Below are 25,134 nucleotides of genomic sequence, written 5' to 3'. Positions count from 1 at the left end.
GGTGAAAGGGAGAGGGGGAGAGGGGGCAGGGGGTCAGGCGGGGGTGCAGGGGGTGTTGTCGGTGGCGCAGCCGGCGGGGGCGTTGTGCGACGGATCGGGGTCGCGCACGTCGAACCGGATGGTGACGGACTCGCCGCCCGCCAACGCGGCCCCGGTGAACGTGACCACGCTGCCGTCCTGCGCCGCCTCGGCCCCGTTGACGCTGCCCACCGTCGCGCCGCTGTGCAGGGTCACGGTGACCGTCCACTCCGGGCGCGGCGCGGGACCCGGATTGCGCAGCACCACCTCGCCCCGGTAGCCGAACAGCCGGTCGTTGACCGTCTCGTACGTGGCGCTCAACGGCGCCGTCACCACAGTGGAGGGCGTCCGGCTCGGCGTACGGCTGGGGGTGGCCGACGGGGACGAGGAGGGTGAGGCGCTGCGGCGGCTGGCGCTCGGCGTGGGCCGGGCCGTGGTGGGCCGGGCGGCGGGCGTGGACTCCGACGGCACGACGAGCGGGGCCGACGGCGGCAACGCGGCCGGCGCGCTCGGGTTGTCGCCGGTGGCCCACAGCGCCGCTGCGGCGCCCGCGGCGGCGAGCAGCGTCACCGCGCCGGCCGCCAGCAGCACCGGGCGTCGCCGGGAGTGGCGGCGCTCCTCGCCGAGCAGCCGCACCACAGGCAGCTCGGCGGTCAGCCCGCCCTCGGCCCGGCGCAGATCCACATTCTGGAACGCCAGCCAGTCGAGAATGGCCGGCAGCCGCCCGGTGACCGCCTGCTCGTGCTGCTCGGCGCGGGCGTCGGCGTCCCAGTCGCCCTCTTCGAGCACCTCGCGTACGGACAGCCGGGTGCCGTGTGCCGTGGGAGCCAGGTCGCAGGCCAGGCGGGTGGCCCGGCCGGCCTCCCGGCAGCGGACGACCAGCCGGTGCGGCGCGCGCAGCTCGACGGTCTCGACCTCGGTGTCGGTGTCGTACCCGGGCAGCGCGGCGGTGGCCAGCACCCACCGGTCGGACCCGGGCGAACTGTCGGCGAACCACTTGGCCAGCAGCGCGCGTTCCGTCAGCGCCCGCCAGGTCCGGGCGGGCGGGTGGAACAGGTCGACCTCGGTGACGATCTCGATCACGCGGAGACTCTAGGGCCTGTGTCAAGGTCGGTGCGGGGCGCTGTCACCGTCGTCGCGCCAGCGGGCCCGCCAGGCGGCTTCGCTCTCCTCGGCGCTCGCCTTCTCCTCGTGCATCAGCCGGCGCAACGCGACCCGGGAATCGGCGAAGATCACCAGTTCGGCCGCGACGAGGGCCACGCAGATCGCGGTGAGCAGGCCCAGCGCGCCGAGCGCCGGCAGGTGCTGCCCGGCCGGCAGCGCCGCGGCGAGCAGGAGCAGGGTGCCGAGCCGGGTCCAGGACAGCGTCCGCAGCGCGCGCCACTGGAACGCCATGTTGGCGGCGAGGTAGACGAGCACACCACCGAAGAGCAGCGGCACCGCCGGTCCGTGGCCGCGCTCCATCGCTCCGCCCGCCGGGTCGGTGACGATTCGCACCAGCTCCTCGGCGCCGATCGCGAACAGGATCACGCCGGCGATCATGGGCAGGTAGAGGTAGGCGTACGCGTCGCGGGCCAGCGTCACCCGCGCGTGGCCCTGGGCGGCGTGCAGCGCGATCCGGGCGGCCGGGCCGATCATGTCGAAGTGCGCCCACCAGAGCGCGGCGGTGAACAGGATGCCGAAGATCGCCGCCGGGATCGCCGGCCAGGTCACGGGCTGACCGAGCAGGTTGCCGCCCACGCCGACCGAGATGACCGACTCGCCGAGCGCGATGATCAGGATGAGGTCGTACCGTTCGGTCCAGTGCTCGGCCGAGGTGATCTTCCAGCCGTCGGTGCCGGCGAGCAGGCCGCTGCTGTACTGGATGGCCACCACGGCGATCCACAGTCCGTCGCGCAGCCACGGGCCGACCTCCGGCGGCACGCGCGGCGGCAGCAGCGCCGCCACCAGGAGCAGGGTCGCGGTGACCAGCGCCTCGGGCAGGAACAGCCGCAGCTTGCGGCGTGCCGGCGGGTCGTCGCCGGTGGCGTACCAGTACAGCGCGGTGTGCACGACCCTGATCACCACGTAGCTGATCGTGACCAGGATCGGCCCGGCGCTGCCCTTGTCCAGGTCGCCGAACGTCTGCGGCAGCGCGAGCGCGAACGTGAACAGCGCGATCATGCCGACCACCATGAGGATCGGCACGAAGCCCTCGCCGAGGCGCAGCCGGGCGGCCACCGCGCTGTGCACCACCCAGCACCACCACAGCACGGCGAGCACCAGCAGCGCGTGCAGCAGCTCCCGCGGCGTCACGTTGGCGGCGGTGGCGCGCGTGATGATGAAGAAGGACACCACGAAGACGAGGTCGAAGAAGATCTCGAACCGGTCGACCCGGGTGGCGGGGGCGACGCCGGTAGCCGGCCCGAGCCCCTTGCGCCACCGGTCGCCACCCACCGGGCGAGTGTGTCAGCCCAGGTCAGGCGTGGTGTGGCAATCGCCGGCCATTCCACCGCTCCGACCGGGCGCGGCGGACCGGGGTGCGCTCAGCCGGCTGCCGGGGCGGCGTGGGCGAGCACGTCGCGCAGCACGTCGCGCAACGGCCGCCCGGGGTGTTCCAGCCACTCCTGGGCGGCGATCCGCAGGGACGCGAGGAACGTCGCGGCGATGATCCGGGCCCGCAGCGCCGCCTGGGGTCCGTCGAGACGGCGGGCCAGCTCCGCGGCCATCTCCCGCTCCAGCGCGGCGTACGCGGCGACCTGGTGGGCGGCCAGGCTCGGCTGGCCGTGCAGTCGCCGGCGCCGGTTGAGCCAGGGCTCGGCCGGGTCGTCGTAACCGTCCTCGGCCTGGGCCAGGGCGGCCCGGGTCAGCGCGGCCCACGGTGGCAGCTGCGCCGGTTGCTCCGCGACCAGCGCGAGGAGCCGGCGCAGCCGCAGCGTGTCGCCGTGGAAGAGGGCCTCCTCCTTACCGCTGAAGTAGTTGGAGAACGTGCGCCGCGAGACGTTGGCGGCGTCGGCGATCGCCTCGACGGTGATCCGGTCGGGGCCGTGCTCGACGGCGAGGGACAGCGCCGCCTCGTGCAACGCCTGACGCGTCGCCGCCTTCTTCCGTTCGCGCAGCCCGGTGCACTCCTCCATGCGACAAGCGTAGGTGACCCATTTCTCAATGGGCAAACTTGCCCGACGGGCAAGGTTTAGTGTTGATTGCTTGAGGCAACGAAGCGGCCAACACGCATCGACACACCTGGAGGACGCGCGCATGAGCGCACCCACCGCGACGGCCGAGGCCGCGCCCATGAGCAAGCGGCAGACGCTGGAGGCGCTCAGCGGTCTGCTGCTCGTGCTCTTCGTGGCCATGCTGAGCGGCACCGTGGTCTCGACAGCTCTGCCGAAGATCATCGGATCGCTCAACGGCTCGCAGACCCAGTACACCTGGGTGGTCACCGCCACCCTGCTCACCGCGACCGCGACCACCCCGATCTGGGGCAAGCTGGCCGACCTGTTCAACAAGAAGCTGCTGATCCAGATCGCCATCGTGGTGTTCCTGGTCGGGTCGGTCGCGGCCGGCTTCGCGCAGAGCGCCGGGCAGCTCATCGGCGCCCGGGCCTTCCAGGGCATCGGCGTGGGTGGCCTCCAGGCGCTGGTCCAGGTCGCCATCGCGGCCATGATCCCGCCCCGCGAGCGGGGCCGCTACAACGGCTACCTGGGCGGCGTGATGGCGCTGGCCACCGTCGGCGGCCCACTGCTCGGCGGCCTGATCGTGGACACCTCGTGGCTCGGCTGGCGCTGGTGCTTCTTCGTCGGCGTGCCGGTCGCGGTCGTCGCGCTGTTCCTGCTCCAGATCACCCTGAACCTGCCCACCGCGCGCCGGGACAACGTCAAGATCGACTACCTGGGCGCCTCGCTGATCGCCGCCGGGGTCAGCGTGCTGCTGATCTGGATCTCGTTCGTCGACGACTCGTTCGCCTGGGCCTCCTGGCAGACCGGCGCCATGGTCGGCGGCGCGGTGCTGCTGCTCGCGCTCGCCGTCTGGGTGGAGTCGCGGGCCGCCGAGCCGGTGGTGCCGCTGCACATCGTCCGCGAGCGCACCACCGCCCTGGCGATCCTCGGCAGCCTCGCGGTCGGCATGGCGATGTTCGGCGGCGCGGTCTTCCTCGGCCAGTACTTCCAGATCGGCCGCGGCTACAGCCCGACCGAGGCCGGGCTGCTGACCATCCCGATGATGGTCGGCGTGCTGCTCTCCTCGATCGTGGCCGGCCGGATGATCACCGCCACCGGGAAGGTCAAGCCGTACATCGTGTTCGGCGCGGTCGTGCTGGTCATCGGGTTCGCCATGCTCGGCACCATCGACCACGAGACGTCGCTCGTCTTCGTCGGCATCGCGATGTTCATCGTCGGCGTCGGCGTCGGCATGACCATGCAGAACCTGGTGCTCGCGGTGCAGAACACGGTCTCTCTCAAGGACATCGGCGCGGCCAGCGCCAGCGTGGCGTTCTTCCGCTCGCTCGGCGGCACCATCGGCGTGTCGGTGCTCGGCGCGGTGCTGGCCCGCCGGGTCACCGACCGGATCACCGGCGACCTCGCCGCGGCCGGCATCCCCGCCTCCGGTGGAGGCGGCGGCAGCACGCTCAACCTCGACGCGCTGCCCGAGCCGGTACGGCAGATCGTGCGGGCCGCGTACGGGGACGCAACGGGGCACATCTTCCTGATCTCGGCCGCCATCGCGGTGGTGGGTATCGTTGCGGCGCTGCTGCTGCGCCCGGTCACCCTGCGTTCCAGCCTCGACCTGCCGGACACCGGCCGGTCGGTGGCGGTGGGAGCGGACGCCGTCGACGGCGCGCCCGCCTTCGACGAGGTGAGCGTGGACTCGGCCGGCCGGGAGGAACGCGCCCGCCGCTGAGCCCGTACCCCCAGGGCCGTCGCCGACCCCGGCGGCGGCCCTGTTCCGTGCCGGGAGGCACCGAAGGAGGAGCCGTGGACACCACGCGGGCCGTGCCCCCGCGCCTCGCCGCATGGCGGCGGGCCGCGCGTGAGCTGGCGCTCGTCGCCGTGCTCTTCCTCGTCTACAAGGCGGGCCGGCAGGTGGTGGCCGACCACGCCGACCTGGCCCTCGCGAACGGCGAGTGGATCTGGCACCTGGAGCGGCTGCTGCGCCTGCCGGACGAGGCGGCGGTGCAGGGGCCGCTGCTGCCGCACGAGATCCTGATGCGGCTGGCGAACAGCTACTACGCCTACGTCCACTTCCCGGCCACTGTGCTCTGCCTGGTCTGGCTCTGGCTGCGCCGCCCGGCCCACTACCTGCGGCTGCGGCGCGCCCTGGCGGCGCTGACCGCCGTGGCGCTGGTGCTGCACGTGTGCGTCCCGCTCGCGCCGCCCCGGCTGACCGAGCTCACCGGCCTGGTCGACACCGGCACCCGCTACGGCCCGAGCGTCTACGGACCGCCCGACACCGACCAGCTCAGCAACCAGTACGCGGCGATGCCGTCCCTGCACGTGGGCTGGGCCCTGGCGATCGCGCTGGCGCTGATGGCGGTCACCGCCGGACGCCGCCGCTGGCTCTGGCTGGTCCATCCACTGGTGACCGCGCTCGTGGTGGTGGTCACCGGCAACCACTACTGGCTCGACGGCCTCGTCTCGATGGCGCTGCTCGTGGTGATCCTGGCCGTGCTGCCCCGGCCCGCGCCGGAGCGGCCCGCGCTCGTCGAGGCGGCCGGACCGGTGCGTCCGCACCTGGTCCCCGCGCCGCGCCGCGCCGGCCACCGCCGGAACCCGAGGGTCCCGGCGGCGGCCGACGTGCGGCTCCGGCCACCCGGCCGGGGCTGAGGACCGGTCAGCGCAGCGTGCAGACCGTCCCGTTGAGGCGGAACGCGCCCGGCGGCACGTTCGGCCCGCTGTACGCGCCGACGAACCCGACGGTGGTGCTCCCGCCGTCGGCGGCGAGCCGCCGGTTGTCGTCGGTGGGCGTGACCCGCACGTTGCGGCCCTGCTGGTCCCAGGTGGCGCTCCACCCGCTGTTCACCTGCTGCCAGGCCGTCGGCCAGGTCCAGGTGAGCGTCCAGCCGTCCAGCGCCTTCGCGCCGGTGTTGATCACCTCGACGTTGGCCACGTACCCGTTGCCCCAGTCGTTGTCGTCGTTGAACCGCACCGCGCAGGAGCTCTCGGCCGGGCTGCCGGTGGCGAAGGTCAGCGGCGGCGACGACCACGAGACCCGCCCGGCGGTGTCCCGGGCGAGCACGTTGACCGTGTAGCGGGCACCCGGTTCGAGGTTGCCCACCGTCAGCGACGTGCCGGCGGTCTCGCCGAGCTGCTCGCTGACCGCGCCGTACTGCCGGTGCACCTCGTACTTGGCGATCGGGGACGCGCCCGGCGTGGCCGCCGGCCAGGAGATGGTCGCCGCGCGGTCGGTCACCGCGCTCGCCGTCGGCCGGCCCGGGGCGCCGGGCCGCCCGGCCGAGCTGCCGGCCGGTCGCAGCACGAGCGTGGTCAGCGAGTACGGCGGCAGCGTGCGCACGGTGGCGCTGCCCGAGCGGCCGGTGCTGATCCCGGTCGCCCCGTTGGCGAGGGTGTGCACTGTCGGCGCCTCGTCGGCCGGGGTGAAACCGGCGTAGTCGAGCGCCACCGGGTACGCCGTGTCCGGGTCCTTGTTGAGCAGCAGGACCGCGACGCTGCCGTCCGGCCGCCGGACCGCGTGCGCGGCGACGAGCGGCTGGTCGGTTCCGGCGCGGACGAGCTGGTCACCGGGCCGGGCGAACAGGTTCATCATGGACAGCGCGTGGTACGGCGCGAACGGGGTGTTGAACGGCGGCTGGCACACCTCGCCGTCGCTCGTGCAGTTGCCGCTGGACAGCATCCCGAAGTCACCGTAGTCGGTCTGCCCGGCCACCTCGGAGACCGTGCCGATGCCGTTGTGCACGTTCCACCACTGCACCGTGAAGACGCCCTGCTCCAGCAGGCCGCTGTAGGCGTCGGCGAGGAACAGCGCGCCGGGCGCGGTGGTGCGGCCGGCGTCCACGTTCAGCTCGGTGAAGCTGATCCCGATCCGGTCGGCGCCGGGGCCGGCGTACTTGGCGATCTGCTGGCGCAGCAGCCAGGCCGCGTCGGGCAGGTGGTTGGTCCGGGCCAGCGAGTCGGCGGCGTTGCCGCCCGGGTACCAGTGCACGTCCACGAAGTCGATCTTCGGGCCGGCGAGGGAGAGCACGGTCTGGTTCCACGGTCCCGGGTCGGACCCGGCGGTGATCCCGTCGGGCCAGTTGCCGGGCATGGTGAGCACCGCGCCGACCTTGATGCTCGGATCCACCGCCTTCATCGCGTCGGCGTACTCGATCACCAGCCGCGCGTACTGGGAAGCGCTCTTGTCCGGGTGGTCGTCCGCCTCCCAGGCCGAGCCGTAGTGGCCGTTGCCGTAGTTCTCGTTGCCGACGGTCCACCACTTGGCGCCGTAGCCCTTGGTGACGTTGGCGTAGCGGACCCAGGCCGCCGCCTCGGCGGGCGTGCCGGTGCCGTAGTTCGCGATGATCATCGGCTCGGCGCCGACGCGCCGGGCGCCGGCCATGAACGTGTCGAAGTCGGTGTTCGGCGCGACGTAGCCGCCGGGCGCGGTGTGCGTCTCCCAGTGGTAGATGTCGGCGTACGAGCCGCCGGGGTAGCGCAGCATCTTCACGCCCGCCGCCTTGAGCAGGTCGGACGTCTCGGCGCTGCCGAGCTGCGCGTCCCAGATGGCGTGGTTGACGCCGAGCGCGGTGGCCGGGACGGTGGCCAGCCCGGCGCGCGTGTTCACGGTGACGGTGACCGGGTCGGTGGGGTCGGCGGCGGCGACCGGCCCGCCGGCGGTGCCGAGCGCGGTGGCGAGCAGCAGCAGGGCGGCCGCGAACGCAGTGGGTCTTCTCATCCGGGGATGTCCTTCGGGGGAGTGGAACGACAGGGAGGTGCCCGGTTCTGCGTCGTCCTCCCGGACGCCTGACGGCGGCGGGATGCCCACGAACGACGATCGGCTCCGCGCGGCGAGCCATCGACGAGGATCATACGCCCGGCGCCGGGGAGTGCAGGGCTTAATTTATAGACAGGAGTCTTTACTGTTAACAATGTTTAATTTATGTTCGGGGCACCTTCCGTTCCCCCTGAAGGAGTTGCCACCATGCGCCGAAGAATCACCCTCCCGCTGCTCACCGCCGGCGCCGTGACCGGCACGCTGGCGCTCGCCGCGCCCGCGCAGGCTCACGGCTACGTCTCCTCGCCGCCCAGCCGCCAGGCGCTCTGCGCGCAGAACCGGGTGCCCGACTGCGGCCAGATCAAGTACGAGCCGCAGAGCGTCGAGGGCCCCAAGGGCCTGCGCAGCTGCCACGCCGGCATCGCCCAGTTCGCGGTGCTCAACGACGACAGCCGCAACTGGCCGGCCACCTCGGTCGGCAGCACCGTCACGTTCACCTGGGTCAACACCGCCCGGCACGCCACCGCCAACTGGGAGTACTGGATCGGCGGCACCCGGGTCGCGGTGGTCGACGGCGGCGGCCGCCAGCCCGGCGCGACCGTGTCGCACACGGTCAACCTGGGCGGCTTCTCCGGCCGGCAGAAGCTGCTCGCCATCTGGAACATCTCCGACACCGCCAACGCCTTCTACTCCTGCGTCGACCTGCAGATCGGCGGCGGTGGCGGCAACCCGACCCCGTCGCCCACCCCGACGGCGGCGCCGACCACCCCCGCCCCCTCACCCACGCCCACCCGGACCAGCACGCCGGCGCCGGGCGGCACGTGGACGGCCGGGCGGACGTACCAGGTCGGCGACACGGTGACCTACGACGGCCGCACCTACCGCTGCCGCCAGGCGCACACCGCCATCGCCGGCTGGGAGCCGCCGAACGTGCCGGCGCTGTGGCAGCAGATCTGAGGCCGCGTACCCGCGCGGCGGAGCCGGCCGGTCCCCGGCTCCGCCGCGCGTCCGCCGCCCTGCTCGGCGTGGTGCTCGCGGCGGGGCTCGCGCTGCCTGGTTGCGGCGGCCCGCCCACCGCCGATCCGTCCCCGTCCGCCGCGGCCCCGGTCCCGGGCGGCGGCGCGGACGCCACGGTCAGCGGGATCGACGCGCTGTTCCTGGCCATGATGGTGGCCCACACCGAGCAGACGCTGGAGATCGTCCGGCTCGGCCTCGACCGCGTCACCGATTCGCGCATCCGCACGCTGATCGCCGCCGTGCGGGCCACCGAGACCGACGAACTGGCCACCATGCGCGAGTGGCTGCGCGACGCCGGCCCGTCGGCCGCCGCCGCGGCCGCCCGGCACGACCACTCCGCGCACAGCGACGCCGCCGCCGGACTGGCCCGGCTGCGCGCCGCCGCGCCCGCCGACACCGACCGGGTGCTGCTCGACGTGCTGAGCCGGCACCAGCGCACCGCGGCCGACCTGGCTCGCGCCCAGGTCACCGCCGGCACCAGCGAGCGGGTACGCGAGCTGGCCCGCCGGGTCGAGCGCTCCCGGACCGCCGAGATCGAACTGATGGGTCAGATGGGCTGAAACGGCGCGCCGGCATGCGCCCCGAGCTGCCCGGACGCGTGATGACCTTCGTCACGTCGCCGTTGCGCCCGCGGTCCCGCCCAGCCGCACGAATCGGCGCGCAACCACCCTTTTCCGTGAGCCGCCGGCCCGCCGTGGGGCCGCGCGCAGGTCGGGGACGTTCGCCGGTCGGCAAAACCCGCCGCGGCGCGTCACCGGTCGTGGTTAGGCTTCCCGCCGGACGTCGCCCCGCCGCACGTTCCGCCCGCGCCCGGACGGTGCGTGGCGCCCCCCCGCCTTCCCGCAGCCGAACCGGATCCAGGAGACCGTAAGTGACCCAGCAACCCGTCGCGACGTCGACAAAACTCGACGCCGCGGTGCTCAAGGTGGCCGGCGTCGTCGTGCTCGGCGCGATCATGTCGATCCTCGACGTGACAGTCGTCAGCGTGGCGCTCCCGACGTTCCAAAGCGACTTCGACGCCTCGTACGCGCGCGTCGCGTGGACCATGACGGGCTACACGCTCGCGCTGGCCACGGTGATCCCGCTCAGCGGCTGGGCCGCCGACCGGTTCGGCACGAAACGCCTCTACATGGTGGCGCTGGCACTGTTCACCATCGGCTCCGGGCTGTGCGCCACTGCCGACTCGATCGGCGAGCTGATCGCCTGGCGTGTGGTCCAGGGTCTCGGCGGCGGCATGCTCATGCCGCTCGGCATGACGATCATGACCCGGGCCGCCGGCCCGCACCGCATCGGCCGCCTGATGGCCGTGCTCGGCATCCCGATGCTGCTCGGCCCGATCACCGGCCCGATCCTCGGCGGCTGGCTGATCGACGTCGCCAGCTGGCACTGGATCTTCCTGATCAACCTGCCGATCGGCGTGGTCGCGCTGATCTACGCCCAGCTCGCCCTGCCGAAGGACAACGCCGAGCCGTCCCAGTCGTTCGACTTCCTCGGCATGCTGATGCTCTCGCCGGGCCTGGCCCTGTTCCTGTACGGCATCTCCACGCTGCCGGAGACCGGCACGATCGCCGACACCAAGGTCTGGCTGCCGATGCTGGCCGGCGGCGCGCTCGTGGTCGCCTTCGTGGCCTACTCGTTCCGGCCCCGGCACCCGCTGCTCGACCTGCGGCTGTTCCGCAACCGCAACCTCACCATCGCCTCGATCACCATGTTCGTGTTCATCATCGCGTTCATGGGCGCTGGCCTGCTGTTCCCGAGCTACTTCCTGCAGGTACGCGGCGAGACGACGCTCGCGGCGGGCCTGCTGATCGCGCCGCAGGGCATCGGCGCCATGCTGACCATGCCGATCGCGGGCATGCTCGCCGACCGGGTGCCGGTCGGCCGGACGGTCCCCTTCGCGCTGGTCCTCATCGCAGCCGGGTTCTTCACCTTCACGCAGCTCGGCACCGACACCTCGTACTGGCTGCTCTGCGGCTCGCTGTTCGTGATGGGCCTCGGCATGGGCGGCACGATGATGCCGATCATGACCTCGGCGCTGAAGACACTCAGCGCCGCCGAGGTGGCGCGCGGCTCCACGCTGGTCAACATCCTCCAGCAGATCGGCGGATCGGTCGGCGCCGCGATCATGTCGGTCATCCTCACCAGCGAGCTGAACGGCTCGCGGCCGATCCCGGGCGTGACCGACCCGGGCACCGGCGCCCCGCTGACCGAGTCCCAGCTCGCCATCGCCGCGCAGCAGCGGCCCGAGCTGATCCAGCAGTTCCCGGTGCCGCCGTCGCTCATCGAGCGCGGGCTCGACTACGCCGCTGGCGCCTTCTCGACCACGTTCTGGGTCGCGTTCGGGCTGGTGCTGCTCACCTTCGTCCCGGCCGCCTTCCTGCCGCGCCGGCGCGAGCCGTCGCACCTGCTCGACGGCGAGACGGGCGAGGACAAGCGCCCGATGGCGGTACCGATCCACTGACCGCCGCCGTGACACGGGGCCGGACGCCCAGGCGTCCGGCCCCGTGCCGTGTCCGCGCGGCCAACCCGCCACCCGGGCCACGGCGAGCGCCTACGATCGGCACAGGAGCAGGGGAGAGGCGGGCAGCGTGAGCGCAGACGACGCGCAGCGGTCGGCGCGACGGCGTAACCGCCTGCTGCTCGCGGGTCTGCTCGCCGTCGTCGGGATCATCCTGCTGCTGCTCGGCCTCACCGTCGCCACCGGCACGGTCGCCGGCGTCGAGGTGGTGCTGGCGCTGCTGCTCCTGGTGAGCAGCTACGCGATCCAGCGCCTGGCCCGCCGCGAGACCGTGTACCGCGACGAGCGGCGCTGACCGGCGCGGCGGCCCGGCCGGGCTAGGCTGCCAGTGTGGATCACGAAGACCGCATCGCGCTGTTCCTCGACTACGAGAACCTGGCCCTGGGCGTACGCGACCACCACGGTGGCGGTGCGTTCGACTTCCGGCCGATCGCCGACGCCCTCGCCGAGCGGGGGCGGGTGGTGGTGCGCCGGGCGTACGCGGACTGGTCGTACTTCGACGAGGACCGGCGGATGCTCACCCGTTCGCACGTCGAGCTGATCGAGATTCCGCAGCGGATGGGCGCCTCCCGCAAGAACGCCGCGGACATCAAGATGGCGGTGGACGCGGTCGAGCTGGCGTTCGAGCGCGGCTACATCTCCACGTTCGTGATCTGCACGGGCGACAGCGACTTCACCCCGCTGGTCCACAAGCTGCGCGAACTCAACAAGCGGGTGATCGGCGTCGGGGTGGAGAAGTCCACCTCCGCGTTGCTGCCGCCGGCCTGCGACGAGTTCCTCTACTACGACCGCCTCGAAGGCGTCGACGTACCGCCGCCGGCCGCCCGCCGGTCGCGTCCGGCCCGGACGGCGCCGCCCGGTCCGGCGGCGGAACCGGCGGTGGAACCGCTGGCGGAGGCCGCGCCGGCCGAGGAGGGGCGGGCGCGGGACGTCGACACACTCGCCGTCCAGCTCGTGCAGACAGTGGCCGGCATGCAGGGCAGCTCGAGCGGCGACGTGACCGCGTCCGCGCTCAAGCGCGCGCTGCTGCGCAAGGACCCCACGTTCAGCGAGTCCGACTACGGCTTCCGTACGTTCGGCGAGCTGCTGCGTCACCTCGCCGCGCGCAACGTGGTGGAGCTGGCGGCGGGGCCGGCGAAGGGTGACCCGGAGGTGTCGCTTCCGGAACAGGGAGACCGGGACGTCGCGTTCGGGCTGCTGCGTTCAGTGGTGGTGGACCTGGCCGGCGAGGGCGGCACTGTGGCGCTGTCCGGGCTGAAGGACCAGCTCCGGCGCGCCCGGCCCGACTTCAGCGAGAAGAAGCTCGGATATCGCGGCTTCCTGCAGTTCTGCAAGGCGGCCGCGACGGGCGGCGCCGTGGAGCTGCGCTGGAGCCCCGAAGACGGCGACTACCTGCTCACCCCCCACACCCCCTGACCCCCCACCCCACCCGCCCGCCCCTCGCCCTCGCCCTCGCCCCTCGGTCCCGCGATCTTGTACTTTCGGCCCGCCTGAAGCGGGATGAATCCGGCATGTGCGGGGCGTCAAGTGCAAGATCGACGGCGAGGGAGAGGGCGGTGACGGCGAGGGAGGGACGGCGGGGAAGCGGGAGAGCAGCGTGGGGACGAGGTCAGGGGAGAGTCGCGTCCGCCTGGGCTGTTGCGCCGGAACTGACGTCCAGGCCGAGGGGCAGGCCCACCAGGTCCAGGATGCTCGGCTCGGCTGATGCGGCGGACGGGCTCGGCTCCGCTGTGGGATCGGGTTCGCCGGTCGGAACCGGATCAGCCGTCGGGCTCACGCTCGGCGCCGGGGTCACCGGACCGGCGGCGGGCGGGCCGGACGGCTCGACTGGCGCGGGCGGACGGTCGCCGACGTGCGTCGACGGGGAACCGGCGACAGGTGGCGCGGTGCTGAGGACTCGATCACCCGAACCGGCGGCCGGAGGTCGCGGCGCGGGCCGGGGCGGCCGGGGCGCCGGGGAAGCCGGCGGGCCGGCCGGAGTCGCCGCGGGCGGCGCTGACGAGACGGTCGGCGCGGGAGCAGTCGCCGGGTGGACGGCGGTTCGGCCTGCCGGATCGGTCTGCCCGGCGGTCGCCGTCCAGGTGCCGGCCGAGGTGACGCCCAGCAGCACTGCCACCGCCGTGACGCCCGCCGCCGCCAGCCGCTGAGGGAGCGCTCGTTCGGCGGGGGCGTCGTACGGCCCGAGTGGCCGGGGAGGGCGGGGCCGGGCGGCCCGGTGGGCGGACCACAGCGCCTCGACGTCCTCGACCACCGCCTCCCGGGTGCCGGTGGCGTCGGCGTGGGCCAGGGTGAGGTAGAACCGGGCGTTAGCCGCGCCCGGCGCCGGCACGCGCAGGCCCGCCGGTGCGCCGCCGTCGGCGCCGTGCAGCAGGGTGAGCGGACGGCCGGGGTGGTGCCCGGGGCTGCGCAGACTCCGCAGGGGCCACTCCCGCCCGACGTCGGGCCCGGCGAAGACCACCCGCCGGTCGGTCACCACTGCGGCGCCGCTGGCGACCAGGCGCAGCCCCGCCGGTAGCGGGCCCTCCGCCGGGTCGAGACAGCCGGCGAGCGTGCCGCCCGGCACCGACAGTCCGGGCAGGTGCCGGGCCGTGGCCTCGACCAGGTCGACGGTGGGCAGGATGCGGTAGACGACCTCGCCGTCGTCCAGCGGTACCGGCAGCGCGGTGCCCGGCAGGGCGCATCCGTGGAAGTCTGCCGCTTCGATCCGCAGCCGGTCGAGGTGCTCCGCGCGCCGCCGCCAGGCCCGCGCCGCCGTCTCGTACGCCTGGCGCCGGCGCTCGTTCTCGCGCCGCGCCCAGGTCAGCCGCCGCCGGGGATGAGCCCCGATCGCGTCGGGTCGCCTCGCCGTCACACCTGGTACAACGGCCTGCGTACGGCATGGATACGTGAGCGCGGCTATCGTCCGGTTTAGCGGTGGTATGCCCGCGATTACACTTCGGGGTATGCCGCGGATCGTCCAGTTGCTGGCCTCGCCCGTGCACCGGTACGTGGGCCGCCCCGCGGACGGGCCCGCCCCCGCGCCGCCGGGTGAACTGGTCGAGCGGGTGGAGGTGCGCGCCGGACTCGGCATCGTCGGTGACCGCTACTTCGGCCGTCCGGCGCACCGCCAGGCGAGCGTCACGCTGATCGCGCGGGAGTCGCTGCCGCCCGGCGCGGACCTCACCCAGTTGCGGCGCAACGTGCTGACCGACGGCATCCCGGTGGACGAGCTGGTCGGCCGGGTGCTCACCCTAGACTCCGGTGACGGTCCCGTCCGCCTGCGGGTGCACCGGGCCGCGCCGCCGTGCGCCTGGCTCGACGTGGTGGTCGCGCCCGGCACCTGGAAGGCGATGCGTCGCCGGAGCGGCGTGCGCTGCGCGCCGCTCACCGACGGCGTCCTGCGGGTCGGGCCGGTCACCGTCCGCGTCGACGACTGACCGGTTCGGGAACTTTTCCGGGCGGCCGGCCGACCAACCGGTGGTCGCCGACAGTCAGGCCCGGTGGCAGGAGGGACGCCAGGGATGAACCGAGCGGGCTGCGGATCCGTACCGTCCGGCATGACCATGTCGGGCCCTGGGGCCGGCCGCCGATGAGCCCGGACGCCGACGACGAGCAGGTGACCGGGTGGGCCCGGCGCGCCGCCCGCGGCGACCGGCTGGCCGCCGCCGCGTTCGTCCGTGCGCTCCAGGCGCCGGTGTGGCGGTTCCTCGCCCACCTGGCCGGTCCGGCCGAGGCCGATGACCTGGCCCAGGAGACGTTCCTGCGCGCGCTGCGCAGCCTGCCCGGATTCGCCGGCCGGTCGTCGGCGCGTACCTGGGTCTTCACCATCGCCCGCCGGGTCGCGGTGGACCACGTCCGGACGGCGACCGCGCGGCCCCGGACGGCCGCGCTGGCGGACTGGCAGACCGCCGCCGAGGCGGCCGGGGCGGTGACCCGCGGCGGGGAGGACGGGGTCGTGTTGCGCGGGCTCATCGCGGCGCTCGCCCCGGACCGGCGGGAGGCGTTCGTGGCCACCCAGGTGCTGGGCCTGTCCTACGCCGAGGCCGCCGAGGTGTGCGGCTGCCCGGTCGGCACCATCCGGTCCCGGGTCGCCCGCGCCCGGGAGGACCTGGCCGCCGCCTGGTCCGGCGACGTCCACGACCGCCGGGCCCGCTGACACCCGCGCGCCGCCGCCGGCCGCCGGTGGTCCGGGCTCCGCGCGGCCCCGCGTCAGTACGGCGCCGAGCCGGTGGCCCAGCCCTGCGCGTCAGGCGGCGCGCCGGTCGCGGGCCTGTGCGGGGTACGGGCCCGGCTGCACCAGCCGCAGCGGCGCCGGCGCTGCCGGTTCCTCGGCGCGCAGCGCCCACCGCGATCCGCTCGACCGGCCCCGCCCGGGCGGCGTGTCGCCGGGGCGCCAGCCCGGCCGGGACAGCACCAGCATCACGGCCCAGCCGACGAGCAGGAAGCCGTGGCTGACCAGCCGGGTCATCGCCACCTGACCGGTGATCAGGTCGTTCACCGACAGCAGCACCAGCGTGGCGACGAACGCGCTGAGCATCGGCAGCAGGCCGGACGGCGTGGACCGGCGTGCCGCCACGTAGAGGAACCCGGCGCCGACCGCCACGTTCCACGCCGCGGACTCGTGCCACAGGTGCTGGCCGGAGGCGTGCGCGTGCGCGACGACCGCCTCCCGGCCGATCTGGGCCAGGCCGAGCACGAGCTGCACCGCGCCGAGCAGTCCGAGCGCCCCGCGCAGTCCGAGCGCGATCCGCTGGCGGCGGCTCGGCCGGGGCGGCGGCGCGGCGGCGAGCACCGCGTCGACCAGGTCGGGTACGCGCGGGGCGAGCTGCGTACGGGCCCGCCGGGTGACCGCCGCGGCCGAGTCGAACCAGCCCCGGCAGCCGGCGCACCCGGTCAGGTGCGCCTCGGCCGCCTCGATCTCCGAGCGGGACGCCTCACCGTCCAGCTGTGCCGACAGGATCTCCCGCCACTGCTCACACGCCATGTAGGGATAGTCGTCGGGAGGGGCGCGCTGGTTCCCGGCGGGGTGTGGGTCACGCCTCGGTCAGCAGGGTCTTCTGCACCTTGCCCATCGCGTTGCGGGGCAGGGCGCCGACCAGCCGCACCTGCCGGGGGCGCTTGTGCGCGGACAGGTGCCGCGCCACGAAGTCGATCAGCTCCGCCTCGGTCACGCCGTCGCCGACCACGTACGCGGTGACCTGCTGCCCCAGGTCGGGGTGGGGCGTGCCGACCACTGCCGCCTCCCGCACGCCCGGATGGGCCAGCAGCGCGTCCTCGACCTCGCCCGCCCCGATCCGGTACCCGCCGCTGGAGATCAGGTCGGTGGCGGCCCGGCCGACGATGCGGTGGGCGCCGTCCGGGTCGACCGTCGCGACGTCCCCGGTGCGGAACCAGCCGTCGGCCGTGCGGGTGGCCGCGTCGGCGTCCGGCCGGTTCAGGTAGCCGTCGAACAGCGTGCCGCCGCGTACCTGCAGCTCACCCATGGCCGCGCCGTCGGCGGGCAGCGGGTCGCCGTGCTCGTCGCGCACCCGCGTGTGCACGCCGGGCAGCGGCACACCCACAGTGCCGGGCCGCCGGGGACCGTCCGCGCGGGCGCTCACCGTCACGAGCGTCTCGGTCATGCCGTACCGCTCCAGCGGCCGGTGCCCGGTCAGCCCGGCCAGCGCCGCGAAGACCGGCTCGGGCAGCGCCGCGCTGCCGGACACGAGCAGCCGGGCGCCGCGCAGCGCCCGCGCCGCCGCGGGTTGCGCCGCGATCCGCGACCAGATCGTGGGTACGCCGAAGTACAGCGAGCCGCCCGCGCCCGCGTACCGGTCGGGGTGCGGACGGCCGACGTGGCGCAGCCGGCTGCCGACGCGCAACGGGCCGAGCACGCCGAGCACCAGCCCGTGCACGTGGAACAGCGGCAGCCCGTGCACCAGCAGGTCGTCCGGCGTCCAGGCCCAGGCGTCGGCGAGCCCGTCCAGGCAGGCGGCGACCGCGCGTCGGGACAGCACCGCGCCCTTGGGCGCGCCCGTGGTGCCGCTGGTGTAGAGGATCAGCGCGGCGGCCGCCGGGTCGGGTTCGGGGTGCCTGGTGTCCGAGCGCCGGGCCAGGTCCAGCGGCACGAGCGGCGGCGAATCGGCTTCCCACGTGCCGGGCGCCGCCAGCAGCAGCTCCGCGCCGGAGTCGCGCAGGATGTGGTCGCGTTCCATCGGGCCCGCGTCGGGCGGCACCGGAACCACCGCCGCGCCCGCGAGCAGCCCGCCGACCACGCCGACCACCGTCTCCAGGCTCGCCGTGGCGGGCACCGCCACCCGGGCCGCGCCGCGCAGGTCGTCGGCGACCGCGGCGGCCGCCCGGCGCAGCTCCACCCAGGACAGCGACCGGTCCTGCACCCGGATCGCGCCCGGACGCTCGTCGGTGGCCTCGGCGAGCCGGCTGAGCAACGGCACGGGCACCCCTTTCCGGTACGTCCCTGACGTGACCGTAGCCGGACGGGCCACCCCTGCCCGGTCCGCCGTCAGGAATGTGTCATCGTGGTCGGCGGCGAGGGAGGGATGGGCATGTCGGGTCCGTTGCACGGGGTGCTGGTCGCCGACTTCTCCCGGATCCTCGCCGGGCCGTACGCGACGATGCTCCTGGCCGACCTCGGCGCGGACGTGGTCAAGGTGGAGTCGCCGGGCGGCGACGACACCCGGGGCTGGCGGCCCCCGGTGCGCGACGACGTCTCCACCTACTACCTGGCGGTCAACCGCAACAAGCGCTCACTGGTGCTCGACCTGACCGACCCCGGCGACCTGGCGCTGGCGCACCGGCTGGCCGACCGGGCCGACGTGCTGATCCAGAACTTCCGTCCGGGCGCGCTGCGCCGCTTCGGCCTCGACCACGACACGGTCACCGCCCGCAACGCCCGCCTGGTCTACGCCTCGATCAGCGGCTTCGGCGCCGCCGGGGGCGCCGACCTGCCCGGGTACGACCTGATGGTGCAGGCCGCCGCCGGGCTGATGAGCCTCACCGGGGACGCGGACGGCCCGCCCTACAAGGCCGGCGTCGCAGTGTTCGACGTGATCGCCGGGCTGCACGCGGCGGTCGGGATCCTGGCCGCCCTGCGGCACCGCGAGTCGACCGGGCGTGGGCAGCACGTCACAGTCGACCTGCTCTCCTCGGCGTTGTCCGGGCTGGTCAACCACACCAGCGCGCACGTCGCCGGGGCAGCGCAGCCGCACCGGATGGGCAACGCGCACCCGAGCATCGTGCCGTACGAGCCGCTGCCCACCGCCGACGGCGAACTGGTGGTGATCGCCGGCAACGACGCGCAGTTCCGTACCCTCTGCCGGGTGCTGGGCGTGCCGGAGCTGGCCGACGACGAGCGGTTCCGGCGCAACGCCGACCGCACCGCGCACCGCGACGAGCTGCGGCCGCTGCTGGTGGCGGCGCTGTCCCGGCGCGGCAGCGCGGAGTGGTTCGGCGAGCTGCGCGCGGGGGGCGTGCCGTGCAGCCCGATCAACTCGGTGGCCGAGGGCGTGGCGCTGGCGCAGGGGCTGGGCCTGGAGCCGGTGGTGACGACCGGCGGGGTGCCGGGGATCCGGAACCCGATCGGCCTGTCCGGGGCGCCGCCCCGCTACGAGCTGCCGCCGCCGGAGCTGGACGAGCACGGCGACCAGCTGCGCGCCTGGCTCGCCGCCCCCTGAGCCGGCGCGTCGGCCGGGCACATGGTCAGAGCGTCTCGACCAGGCGGAAGCGTTCCAGCACGGCAAGGGTGTCGTCGTCGACGGTGAACGTGGGGTCGCCGAGCCAGCCGCGGTAGTCGTCGCCGTGCCAGAACCGCTCGTGACCGGCCCGCCAAGCGGCGACAGTGTCGAACCCTTCGCCCTCGTCGCGCGCGTGGTCGAGGTCGACGTCGCCGAGGCGCGCGACGCGGACCTCGACCAGCTCGATCACCGCCACCGGCCGGTTGTCGGAGTCGATGACCGCCGAGCGGCTGCCGACGGCCGGCAGTGGCTCGCCGTCGATCTCGTAGTCCTGGACCAGCCCGGTGGTGGTGGTCTTGCTGCCGTCGAGCACGGCGGCGACGAGCTGGTCGCGCAGCGGGCCCGGGAAGGCGAACTCGAAGGTGGGCAGATCGGCGTCCATGCGCGGCAGCGTAGCCGGGCCACGCGGGGCGGGCGACCGCCTTCTGCGGCGCCCGGCCACTCAGCCCGGCGGCGGCAGCGTCCGGTCGAGCCAGTCGAGCAGCAGCCGCTCGTACTGCGGGCTGACGCCGTCCAGATCCTCGCGCTCCCCGAGCGTGGGGGCGTGGTCGCAGCCGGCCAGCCGGGCCACTGTCAGCTCGGCGTCGCGGGCCGTCCGCCGCCACACCGCGAGGCTGTCCTCGATCGGGATCCAGGCGTCCGTCTCGCCCCAGCAGAGCAGCACCGGGCCGGTCAGCCGCGCCAGCACCGGCGCCGGGTCGTAGTCCATGTCGGTCCAGGTGCCGGGCCGCTCCGGCAGCTCGGCGGGCAGGAACGTCAGCGGGAACCACCGCCGACGTGCCGCCGCGTCCAGCGCCGCCTGCGCCGCCGGGCGGGACACCTCACCGCGCTGGTAGCCCTCGGCCAGCCGGCGCAGCTCGGCCAGGTCGGCCAGGTCGGCCGGCCCGTAGCCGTGGCGGCGGAGCTGCTCGGCCGTCGCGTAGCGCATCTGCGCGGCCGGGCTCACAGCGCTGCACCCGACCAGGACCAGGAAGTCGACCGGGTGCCGGGTGGCGGTGAGCGTCGCCGCCCACGCGCCCTGGCTGAACCCCCAGAGCCCGACCGGAACCGTCCCGACGTGCCGGCGCAGCTCGGTGAGCGCGGCGGCGGCGTCCTCGGCCTGGTCGGCAAGAGGCACGTCGTGCCCGTCGACGCGGGGGCGGCGGTCGTAGCGCAGTACCGCGATCCCGGCCGGAGGCAGCAGCCGGGCCAGGTGCGCGTACAGGAAGTGGGAACGCTGCCCGGCGTGCGAGCCGTGCAGCACCACCAGGCCGCCGCGTACCGGCCCGGCCGGCAGGTCCAGCACTCCCGGCAGTCCCGCCGCGCCGATTGTCGTCTCCATGCCGGGCAGTGAACCACCAGCCGTCCCGCCCGGTGGTCCCGGCCGCCGTCGGCAACGCCCGCGTGCGTACGCTGACCAGGTACGCAGTCGCGACCGTGGAGAACCGCCATGACCAGCCCCGCATCCCGTGCCGTCCGGGTCGCCCGCCCCGGCGACGTGGCCGCCCTCGTCGACCTGATCGAGTCGGCGTACCGGGGCGAGCGCAGCCGGCAGGGCTGGACCCACGAGGCGGACCTGCTGGCCGGGCAGCGCACCGACCCGGACATGGTCGCCTCGGCGGTCACCGCCCCGGACGGCGTGGTGCTGGTCGCCGAGCAGGACGGCGACCTGCTCGCCTGCTGCCAGCTGGAACGCCGCGACGACCACGTCTACTTCGGGATGTTCGCGGTCAGCCCCGGCCGGCAGGGCGGCGGCCTGGGCCGGGAGCTGCTGGCCGAGGCCGAGCGCTACGCGGCCGAGCAGTGGCACGCCGGGGAGATGCGGATGACCGTGATCGTCCAGCGCGACGACCTGATCGCCTGGTACGAGCGGCGCGGCTACGTCCGCACCGGCGAGCTGAGCCCGTTCCCGTACGGCGACGAGCGCTTCGGCGTGCCGCTGCGGCCGGACCTGGCGTTCGAGACGCTGCGCAAGAAGCTCGGCTGACTCAGCCCGGCCGGTCGACGAGCGCAACCAGCTTCTTCGGGGCCAGCACGCAGTAGCTCTCGGTGAGCAGCTCGGCGACCTCGGTCCAGTCCGTGTCGGCGTCCAGCCGCAGGCCGACCACGTCGGCGGCCCAGTCCGGCTTGAAGAAGTGCGGCCCGGCCGCGAGCAGCCCGGCGATCTCGTCGCCGGGGGAGCGGAACGTCATCACGCACACCGGCTCGTCGGTCGCCGCCGCCCGCGCGTACGCGGCCTGGTGGCCGGGGTCGACGGTGAGCACGTGGGCGAACGTGCGGCCGCGCACCCGCCACCGCACGCCCACCCAGGCCGGCTCCTCGTAGGCGTCCGGCAGGCCGAGGCAGACCGGGCGCAGGCGGTCGAGGTGCTCGGGCGGAACGTCTCCGGGGCCGGTCATGCCCGCACGCTAGCCGCAGCCCCCGACATTCCCGCCGCACCGGCGTGGCGTCCGGCCGCCGCGCGTCCGGCGGAGAAATGTCACAGCCGGGGAGTACCACGACGATGAGTTTCGGCAAGGCGCGCGGTCAGTGCAGGGAAGACACCTGGATGGAGGACGAGACATGAGCGGCGTACGGGTACTTGTCGGCACGCGCAAGGGCGCGTTCATTCTGACGTCGGACGGCAAGCGCGACGACTGGACGGTCGACGGACCGCACTTCGGCGGATGGGAGATCTACCACCTCACAGGTTCACCTGTCGAACCGGACCGGCTCTACGCGTCCCAGTCCGGCGGCTGGTTCGGGCAGCTGATCCAGCGCTCGGACGACGGCGGCCAGAACTGGACGACAGTCGGCAACGACTTCGCCTACAGCGGCGAGGTGGGGCAGCACCTCTGGTACGACGGCACCCCGCGCCCGTGGGAGTTCAAGCGGATCTGGCACCTGGAGCCGTCCCGTCACGACCCCGACACCGTGTACGCGGGCGGTGAGGACGCCGCCCTCTACCTGTCCACCGACGGCGGCCAGAAGTGGTCCGAGCTGACCGCGCTGCGGCAGCATCCGACCGGCCCGTCCTGGCAGCCCGGCGCGGGCGGGATGTGCCTGCACACGATCATCCTCGACCCGGCCGACCGCGACCGGATCTACGTCGCGATCTCGGCGGCGGGCGCGTTCCGCAGCGACGACGGCGGCGCGAGCTGGCTGCCGATCAACAAGGGACTGCGTTCCGGCGAGATCCCCGACACCGACTCCGAGGTGGGGCACTGCGTGCACCGTCTCGCCCAGCACCCGTCCCGGCCGGACACGCTGTTCATGCAGAAGCACTGGGACGTCATGCGCACCGACGACGCCGGCGGCAACTGGCGGGAGATCAGCGGCGACCTGCCGACGGACTTCGGCTTCCCGATCGCGGTGCACGCGCACGAGCCGGAGACGGTCTACGTGGTGCCGATCACCAGCGACTCGCTGCACTACCCGCCGGAGGGCAAGCTGCGCGTCTACCGCAGCCGCACCGGCGGCGAGCACTGGGAGCCGCTGACCGAAGGGCTGCCGCAGTCGCACTGCTACGTCAACGTGCTGCGCGACGCGATGGCCGTCGACACGCTCGACCCCTGCGGAATCTACTTCGGCACCACCGGCGGTCAGGTCTACCACTCGGCCGACGGCGGCGACACGTGGGCGCCGATCGTGCGGGACCTGCCGGGCGTGCTCTCGGTCGAGGTCCAGGTGCTGCCGTGATCCGGGTGGTGCTGCCGGCGCACCTGAAGAACCTGGCGCACGTCACCAACGAGGTACGCGTCGAGGTGGCCGGGCCGCCCACCCAGCGGGAGGTGCTGGACGCGCTGGAGGCCGCGTATCCGATGCTGCTCGGCACGATCCGCGACCGGCACAGCGGGAAGCGCCGGCCGTTCGTCCGCTTCTACGCCTGCGAGCTGGACCTGTCGAACGAGTCGCCGGACGACCCGCTGCCCGAGGAGGTCGTCAAAGGCAAGGAGCCGTTCATCGTGCTCGGCGCGATGGCCGGCGGCTGAGCGCGTCCGGCCGGGAACCGTGCTCGCCGCGGCCACGTCTGACGGTCCATGACCTGTCGCAGATCCCGGACGATCGGATGGACGATGGCCGCCGCGCTGGCCCTCGGTGGCTGCACCGCGTCACCGCCGGCCGATCCGCCGCCCACCGGCCGGCCCGTTCCGGCCGGTGGGTTGCGGCTCGTCGCGTTCGACTCCTGCGACGCGGCGCTGCGGCAGATCCGGGCGGCCGCGCGGGCCGCGGTGGGACCGTGGGGTCTCGGGCCGGGCCACGACCTGCTCCGGTTCAGCGCGGAGGCCGGGGCCGACAGCGGCGCCCTGAAGGCGGCCGGGCCGGCGTCCACGCCGGACTTCTCCGGCACGAACGTGCACGAGGCCGGCGTGGACGAACCGGACCTGGTCAAGACCGACGGCCGGCGCATCGTCACGTACGGCCGGGGCGTGCTGACGGTCGTCGACCCGGCGACCCGCCGGCAGACCGGCCGGCTGGCGCTCGACCCGGCCGCCGACCGGTTCTCCGGTCAGGAGGGCAGCCTGCTGCTGCACGGGGACCGCGCGCTCGTGCTGCTGCGCGCCGGAATGGTCCCCAAGTCCGGGGTGCCCGGCCGGCGTCCCGCACCCGGCGTGGTCGGGCAGGCCCGGCTGGTCCTGGTCGACCTCGCCGCAGCGCCGCGCGTCGTCGGCGAGTACTGGATCGACGGCCGGATGCTCGACGCCCGGCAGGTCGGCGCGACCGCCCGCATCGTGATCAGTTCCGGGCACCGGCTCGAATTTCCGCAGCCGTCGGGGAAGCGTACCGACGCGCAGCGGATCGCCGCGAACCGCGGGGTCATCGACAAGGCCACGCTCGACGACTGGCTGCCCCGCTACGAGATCCGCGACAGCGTCCGAACGGTCGGCAGCGGTCGGGTGGGCTGCGACCGGGTGAGCCGGCCGGCCGGCTTCTCCGCCGCCTCGATGCTCACCGTGCTCAGTTTCGACCTGGCCGCGCCCGCGCTCGGCGCCGGTGACCCGGTCACCGTTTTCGCGGACGGCGACACCGTGTACAGCAACGGTCAACGCCTCTACGTCGCCACCGATCAGCGCTGGCGGACGTGGCGCGCCGCGTCACCGGAGGCGCGCGACGTCAGCACCGAGATCTACCAGTTCGACACCGCTGCGGGCACGCCGCGCTACGTCGCCGCCGGATCGGTGCCCGGGTGGCTGATCAACCAGTACGCGCTGTCCGAGTGGGACGGTCACCTGCGGGTGGCCACCACCACCGGCGACAGGTGGGGCCGGGGGAACGCCTCGCAGTCCGGCGTGTACGTGCTGCGCGCCGACGGTCCCACGCTGAAGGGGGTCGGCGCGGTCACCGGCCTCGGCAAGGGGGAGCGGATCTACGCGGTGCGTTTCATCGGCGGCACCGGGTACGTGGTGACGTTCCGGGAGACCGACCCGCTGTACGGCGTGGACCTGCGGGACCCGGCCAAGCCCCGGGTCACCGGCGAACTGAAGATCAACGGGTATTCGGCGTACCTGCACCCGGCCGGCGACGGCCGGCTGATCGGGGTCGGGCAGGACGCGACCGACCGGGGGCGGGTGACGGGCACCCAGGTGTCGCTGTTCGACGTCGCCGACCCGGCCCGGCCGACGCGGATCGCCCAGCACCACGTCGCCGGCGGCTGGTCCGAGGCGGAGCACGACCCGCACGCGTTCCTCTACTGGCCGCCGGAGCGGCTGATGGTGATCCCGGTGCGGCAGCCGGGCGTGGACACCGACCGGCCCGACGGCACGAAGCGCCCGCCGTCCGGTGGTGTGCTGGCGTTGCGGCTCGGCGACAAGGGCTTCACGGTGGCCGGTGCGGTGGACCATCCGGGGAGCCTGGCCGACGGCGGCGAGTGGGCGCCGATCCGCCGCTCGCTGATGATCGACGGTGTGCTCTGGACGGTCTCCGACGCCGGTCTCAAGGCGACCGCCCTGTCCGGCATGACCAGCCTGGCCTGGGTGCCGCTGGCCTGACGTCGGCCGGGCCTCG

At 74.2% G+C, this 25,134-nt stretch carries 24 protein-coding genes; 14 read left to right on the top strand and 10 right to left on the bottom strand.

Annotated elements, in window-relative coordinates; genetic code table 11:
• Positions 1–33: 33 nt before the first annotated feature.
• The 3 genes from AMK25_RS18615 to AMK25_RS18605 form a co-directional block, all read right to left on the bottom strand.
• Positions 34–1,101, bottom strand: a complete 1,068-nt coding sequence (locus tag AMK25_RS18615; protein ID WP_073829623.1) for an SRPBCC domain-containing protein — start codon at positions 1,099–1,101, stop codon at positions 34–36.
• 21 nt (positions 1,102–1,122) lie between these two features.
• A complete protein-coding gene (locus AMK25_RS18610) occupies positions 1,123–2,454 on the bottom strand; it encodes a low temperature requirement protein A (RefSeq protein ID WP_073829622.1) in 1,332 nt (443 codons plus the stop codon).
• A gap of 89 nt (positions 2,455–2,543) precedes the next feature.
• Positions 2,544–3,134, bottom strand: a complete 591-nt coding sequence (locus tag AMK25_RS18605; protein ID WP_073829621.1) for a TetR/AcrR family transcriptional regulator — start codon at positions 3,132–3,134, stop codon at positions 2,544–2,546.
• Between the two features lie 121 nt (positions 3,135–3,255).
• Here AMK25_RS18605 and AMK25_RS18600 point away from each other — a divergent pair, with 121 nt between their 5' ends.
• Together AMK25_RS18600 and AMK25_RS18595 are read left to right on the top strand one after the other, a co-directional pair.
• A complete protein-coding gene (locus tag AMK25_RS18600) occupies positions 3,256–4,896 on the top strand; it encodes an MDR family MFS transporter (protein ID WP_073829620.1) in 1,641 nt (546 codons plus the stop codon).
• Positions 4,897–4,970: 74 nt separating this feature from the next.
• Entirely contained in the window at positions 4,971–5,819 is an 849-nt protein-coding gene (locus AMK25_RS18595; RefSeq protein WP_073829619.1) for a phosphatase PAP2 family protein, read from the top strand.
• 7 nt (positions 5,820–5,826) lie between these two features.
• Here the strand turns inward: AMK25_RS18595 and AMK25_RS18590 are convergent, their stop codons facing one another.
• Positions 5,827–7,884, bottom strand: a complete 2,058-nt coding sequence (locus AMK25_RS18590) for a cellulose binding domain-containing protein (protein ID WP_073829618.1) — start codon at positions 7,882–7,884, stop codon at positions 5,827–5,829.
• 246 nt (positions 7,885–8,130) lie between these two features.
• Between AMK25_RS18590 and AMK25_RS18585 the strand changes: the two genes are divergently transcribed.
• From AMK25_RS18585 to AMK25_RS18565, 5 genes are all read left to right on the top strand, one after another.
• Positions 8,131–8,880 carry a lytic polysaccharide monooxygenase gene (locus AMK25_RS18585; RefSeq protein ID WP_073829617.1) on the top strand — a complete coding sequence of 250 codons (750 nt, stop codon included), beginning with the start codon at positions 8,131–8,133 and terminating at the stop codon, positions 8,878–8,880.
• The gene (locus AMK25_RS18580) at positions 8,865–9,500 is read left to right on the top strand and encodes a DUF305 domain-containing protein (protein ID WP_083664758.1); all 636 of its coding nucleotides are present in this window, start codon (positions 8,865–8,867) and stop codon (positions 9,498–9,500) included. Before AMK25_RS18585 ends, AMK25_RS18580 begins: the two co-directional genes overlap by 16 nt.
• Before the next feature lie 311 nt (positions 9,501–9,811).
• Positions 9,812–11,401 carry a DHA2 family efflux MFS transporter permease subunit gene (locus tag AMK25_RS18575; RefSeq protein ID WP_073829616.1) on the top strand — a complete coding sequence of 530 codons (1,590 nt, stop codon included), beginning with the start codon at positions 9,812–9,814 and terminating at the stop codon, positions 11,399–11,401.
• Positions 11,402–11,528: 127 nt separating this feature from the next.
• Entirely contained in the window at positions 11,529–11,753 is a 225-nt protein-coding gene (locus tag AMK25_RS18570; RefSeq protein ID WP_073829615.1) for a hypothetical protein, read from the top strand.
• A 35-nt stretch (positions 11,754–11,788) separates the two neighbouring features.
• Positions 11,789–12,874, top strand: a complete 1,086-nt coding sequence (locus AMK25_RS18565; RefSeq protein WP_073829614.1) for a PIN domain-containing protein — start codon at positions 11,789–11,791, stop codon at positions 12,872–12,874.
• Positions 12,875–13,067: 193 nt separating this feature from the next.
• On the opposite strand, the gene AMK25_RS18560 is transcribed toward AMK25_RS18565, so the two are convergent.
• Complete coding sequence (locus AMK25_RS18560) at positions 13,068–14,309, bottom strand: hypothetical protein (RefSeq protein WP_241826406.1); 1,242 nt, start codon at positions 14,307–14,309, stop codon at positions 13,068–13,070.
• A 91-nt stretch (positions 14,310–14,400) separates the two neighbouring features.
• Between AMK25_RS18560 and AMK25_RS18555 the strand changes: the two genes are divergently transcribed.
• Both AMK25_RS18555 and AMK25_RS18550 read left to right on the top strand, forming a co-directional pair.
• The gene (locus tag AMK25_RS18555) at positions 14,401–14,874 is read left to right on the top strand and encodes a molybdenum cofactor biosysynthesis protein (RefSeq protein ID WP_073829613.1); all 474 of its coding nucleotides are present in this window, start codon (positions 14,401–14,403) and stop codon (positions 14,872–14,874) included.
• A gap of 152 nt (positions 14,875–15,026) precedes the next feature.
• Positions 15,027–15,593 carry a sigma-70 family RNA polymerase sigma factor gene (locus tag AMK25_RS18550; protein ID WP_073829612.1) on the top strand — a complete coding sequence of 189 codons (567 nt, stop codon included), beginning with the start codon at positions 15,027–15,029 and terminating at the stop codon, positions 15,591–15,593.
• A 90-nt stretch (positions 15,594–15,683) separates the two neighbouring features.
• On the opposite strand, the gene AMK25_RS18545 is transcribed toward AMK25_RS18550, so the two are convergent.
• On the bottom strand, positions 15,684–16,421 hold the full coding sequence (locus AMK25_RS18545) for a zf-HC2 domain-containing protein (RefSeq protein WP_073829611.1): 738 nt from the start codon (positions 16,419–16,421) through the stop codon (positions 15,684–15,686).
• Between the two features lie 49 nt (positions 16,422–16,470).
• Positions 16,471–17,871, bottom strand: coding sequence for an acyl-CoA synthetase (locus AMK25_RS18540; RefSeq protein ID WP_073830011.1), 1,401 nt, complete (start codon positions 17,869–17,871; stop codon positions 16,471–16,473).
• Positions 17,872–17,982: 111 nt separating this feature from the next.
• Here AMK25_RS18540 and AMK25_RS18535 point away from each other — a divergent pair, with 111 nt between their 5' ends.
• Entirely contained in the window at positions 17,983–19,110 is a 1,128-nt protein-coding gene (locus tag AMK25_RS18535) for a CaiB/BaiF CoA transferase family protein (RefSeq protein WP_073830010.1), read from the top strand.
• A 25-nt stretch (positions 19,111–19,135) separates the two neighbouring features.
• Here the strand turns inward: AMK25_RS18535 and AMK25_RS18530 are convergent, their stop codons facing one another.
• Positions 19,136–19,552 carry an ASCH domain-containing protein gene (locus AMK25_RS18530; RefSeq protein ID WP_073829610.1) on the bottom strand — a complete coding sequence of 139 codons (417 nt, stop codon included), beginning with the start codon at positions 19,550–19,552 and terminating at the stop codon, positions 19,136–19,138.
• Between the two features lie 60 nt (positions 19,553–19,612).
• Positions 19,613–20,491 carry an alpha/beta hydrolase family protein gene (locus tag AMK25_RS18525; RefSeq protein WP_073829609.1) on the bottom strand — a complete coding sequence of 293 codons (879 nt, stop codon included), beginning with the start codon at positions 20,489–20,491 and terminating at the stop codon, positions 19,613–19,615.
• 108 nt (positions 20,492–20,599) lie between these two features.
• Between AMK25_RS18525 and AMK25_RS18520 the strand changes: the two genes are divergently transcribed.
• Positions 20,600–21,136, top strand: coding sequence for a GNAT family N-acetyltransferase (locus tag AMK25_RS18520; protein ID WP_073829608.1), 537 nt, complete (start codon positions 20,600–20,602; stop codon positions 21,134–21,136).
• 1 nt (position 21,137) lies between these two features.
• Here the strand turns inward: AMK25_RS18520 and AMK25_RS18515 are convergent, their stop codons facing one another.
• Positions 21,138–21,548: an MmcQ/YjbR family DNA-binding protein gene (locus AMK25_RS18515; protein WP_043324249.1), complete on the bottom strand. Its 411-nt coding sequence runs from the start codon at positions 21,546–21,548 to the stop codon at positions 21,138–21,140.
• A gap of 163 nt (positions 21,549–21,711) precedes the next feature.
• Here AMK25_RS18515 and AMK25_RS18510 point away from each other — a divergent pair, with 163 nt between their 5' ends.
• The 3 genes from AMK25_RS18510 (at position 21,712) to AMK25_RS18500 (ending at position 25,118) form a co-directional block, all read left to right on the top strand.
• The gene (locus AMK25_RS18510) at positions 21,712–22,827 is read left to right on the top strand and encodes a WD40/YVTN/BNR-like repeat-containing protein (RefSeq protein ID WP_073829607.1); all 1,116 of its coding nucleotides are present in this window, start codon (positions 21,712–21,714) and stop codon (positions 22,825–22,827) included.
• Entirely contained in the window at positions 22,824–23,120 is a 297-nt protein-coding gene (locus AMK25_RS18505; protein WP_073829606.1) for a MoaD/ThiS family protein, read from the top strand. The genes AMK25_RS18510 and AMK25_RS18505 overlap by 4 nt, the downstream gene beginning before the upstream one ends.
• Positions 23,121–23,204: 84 nt before the next feature.
• A complete protein-coding gene (locus tag AMK25_RS18500; protein ID WP_073829605.1) occupies positions 23,205–25,118 on the top strand; it encodes a beta-propeller domain-containing protein in 1,914 nt (637 codons plus the stop codon).
• The last annotated feature ends 16 nt before the right edge of the window (positions 25,119–25,134 follow it).

Origin of the sequence: Micromonospora sp. TSRI0369 (assembly GCF_001905625.1) — a bacterium.
Classification (GTDB): domain Bacteria; phylum Actinomycetota; class Actinomycetes; order Mycobacteriales; family Micromonosporaceae; genus Micromonospora; species Micromonospora echinospora_A.
The sequence above is the reverse complement of the archived record's forward strand: the minus strand, read 5'-3'. Positions and strand labels throughout refer to the sequence as shown.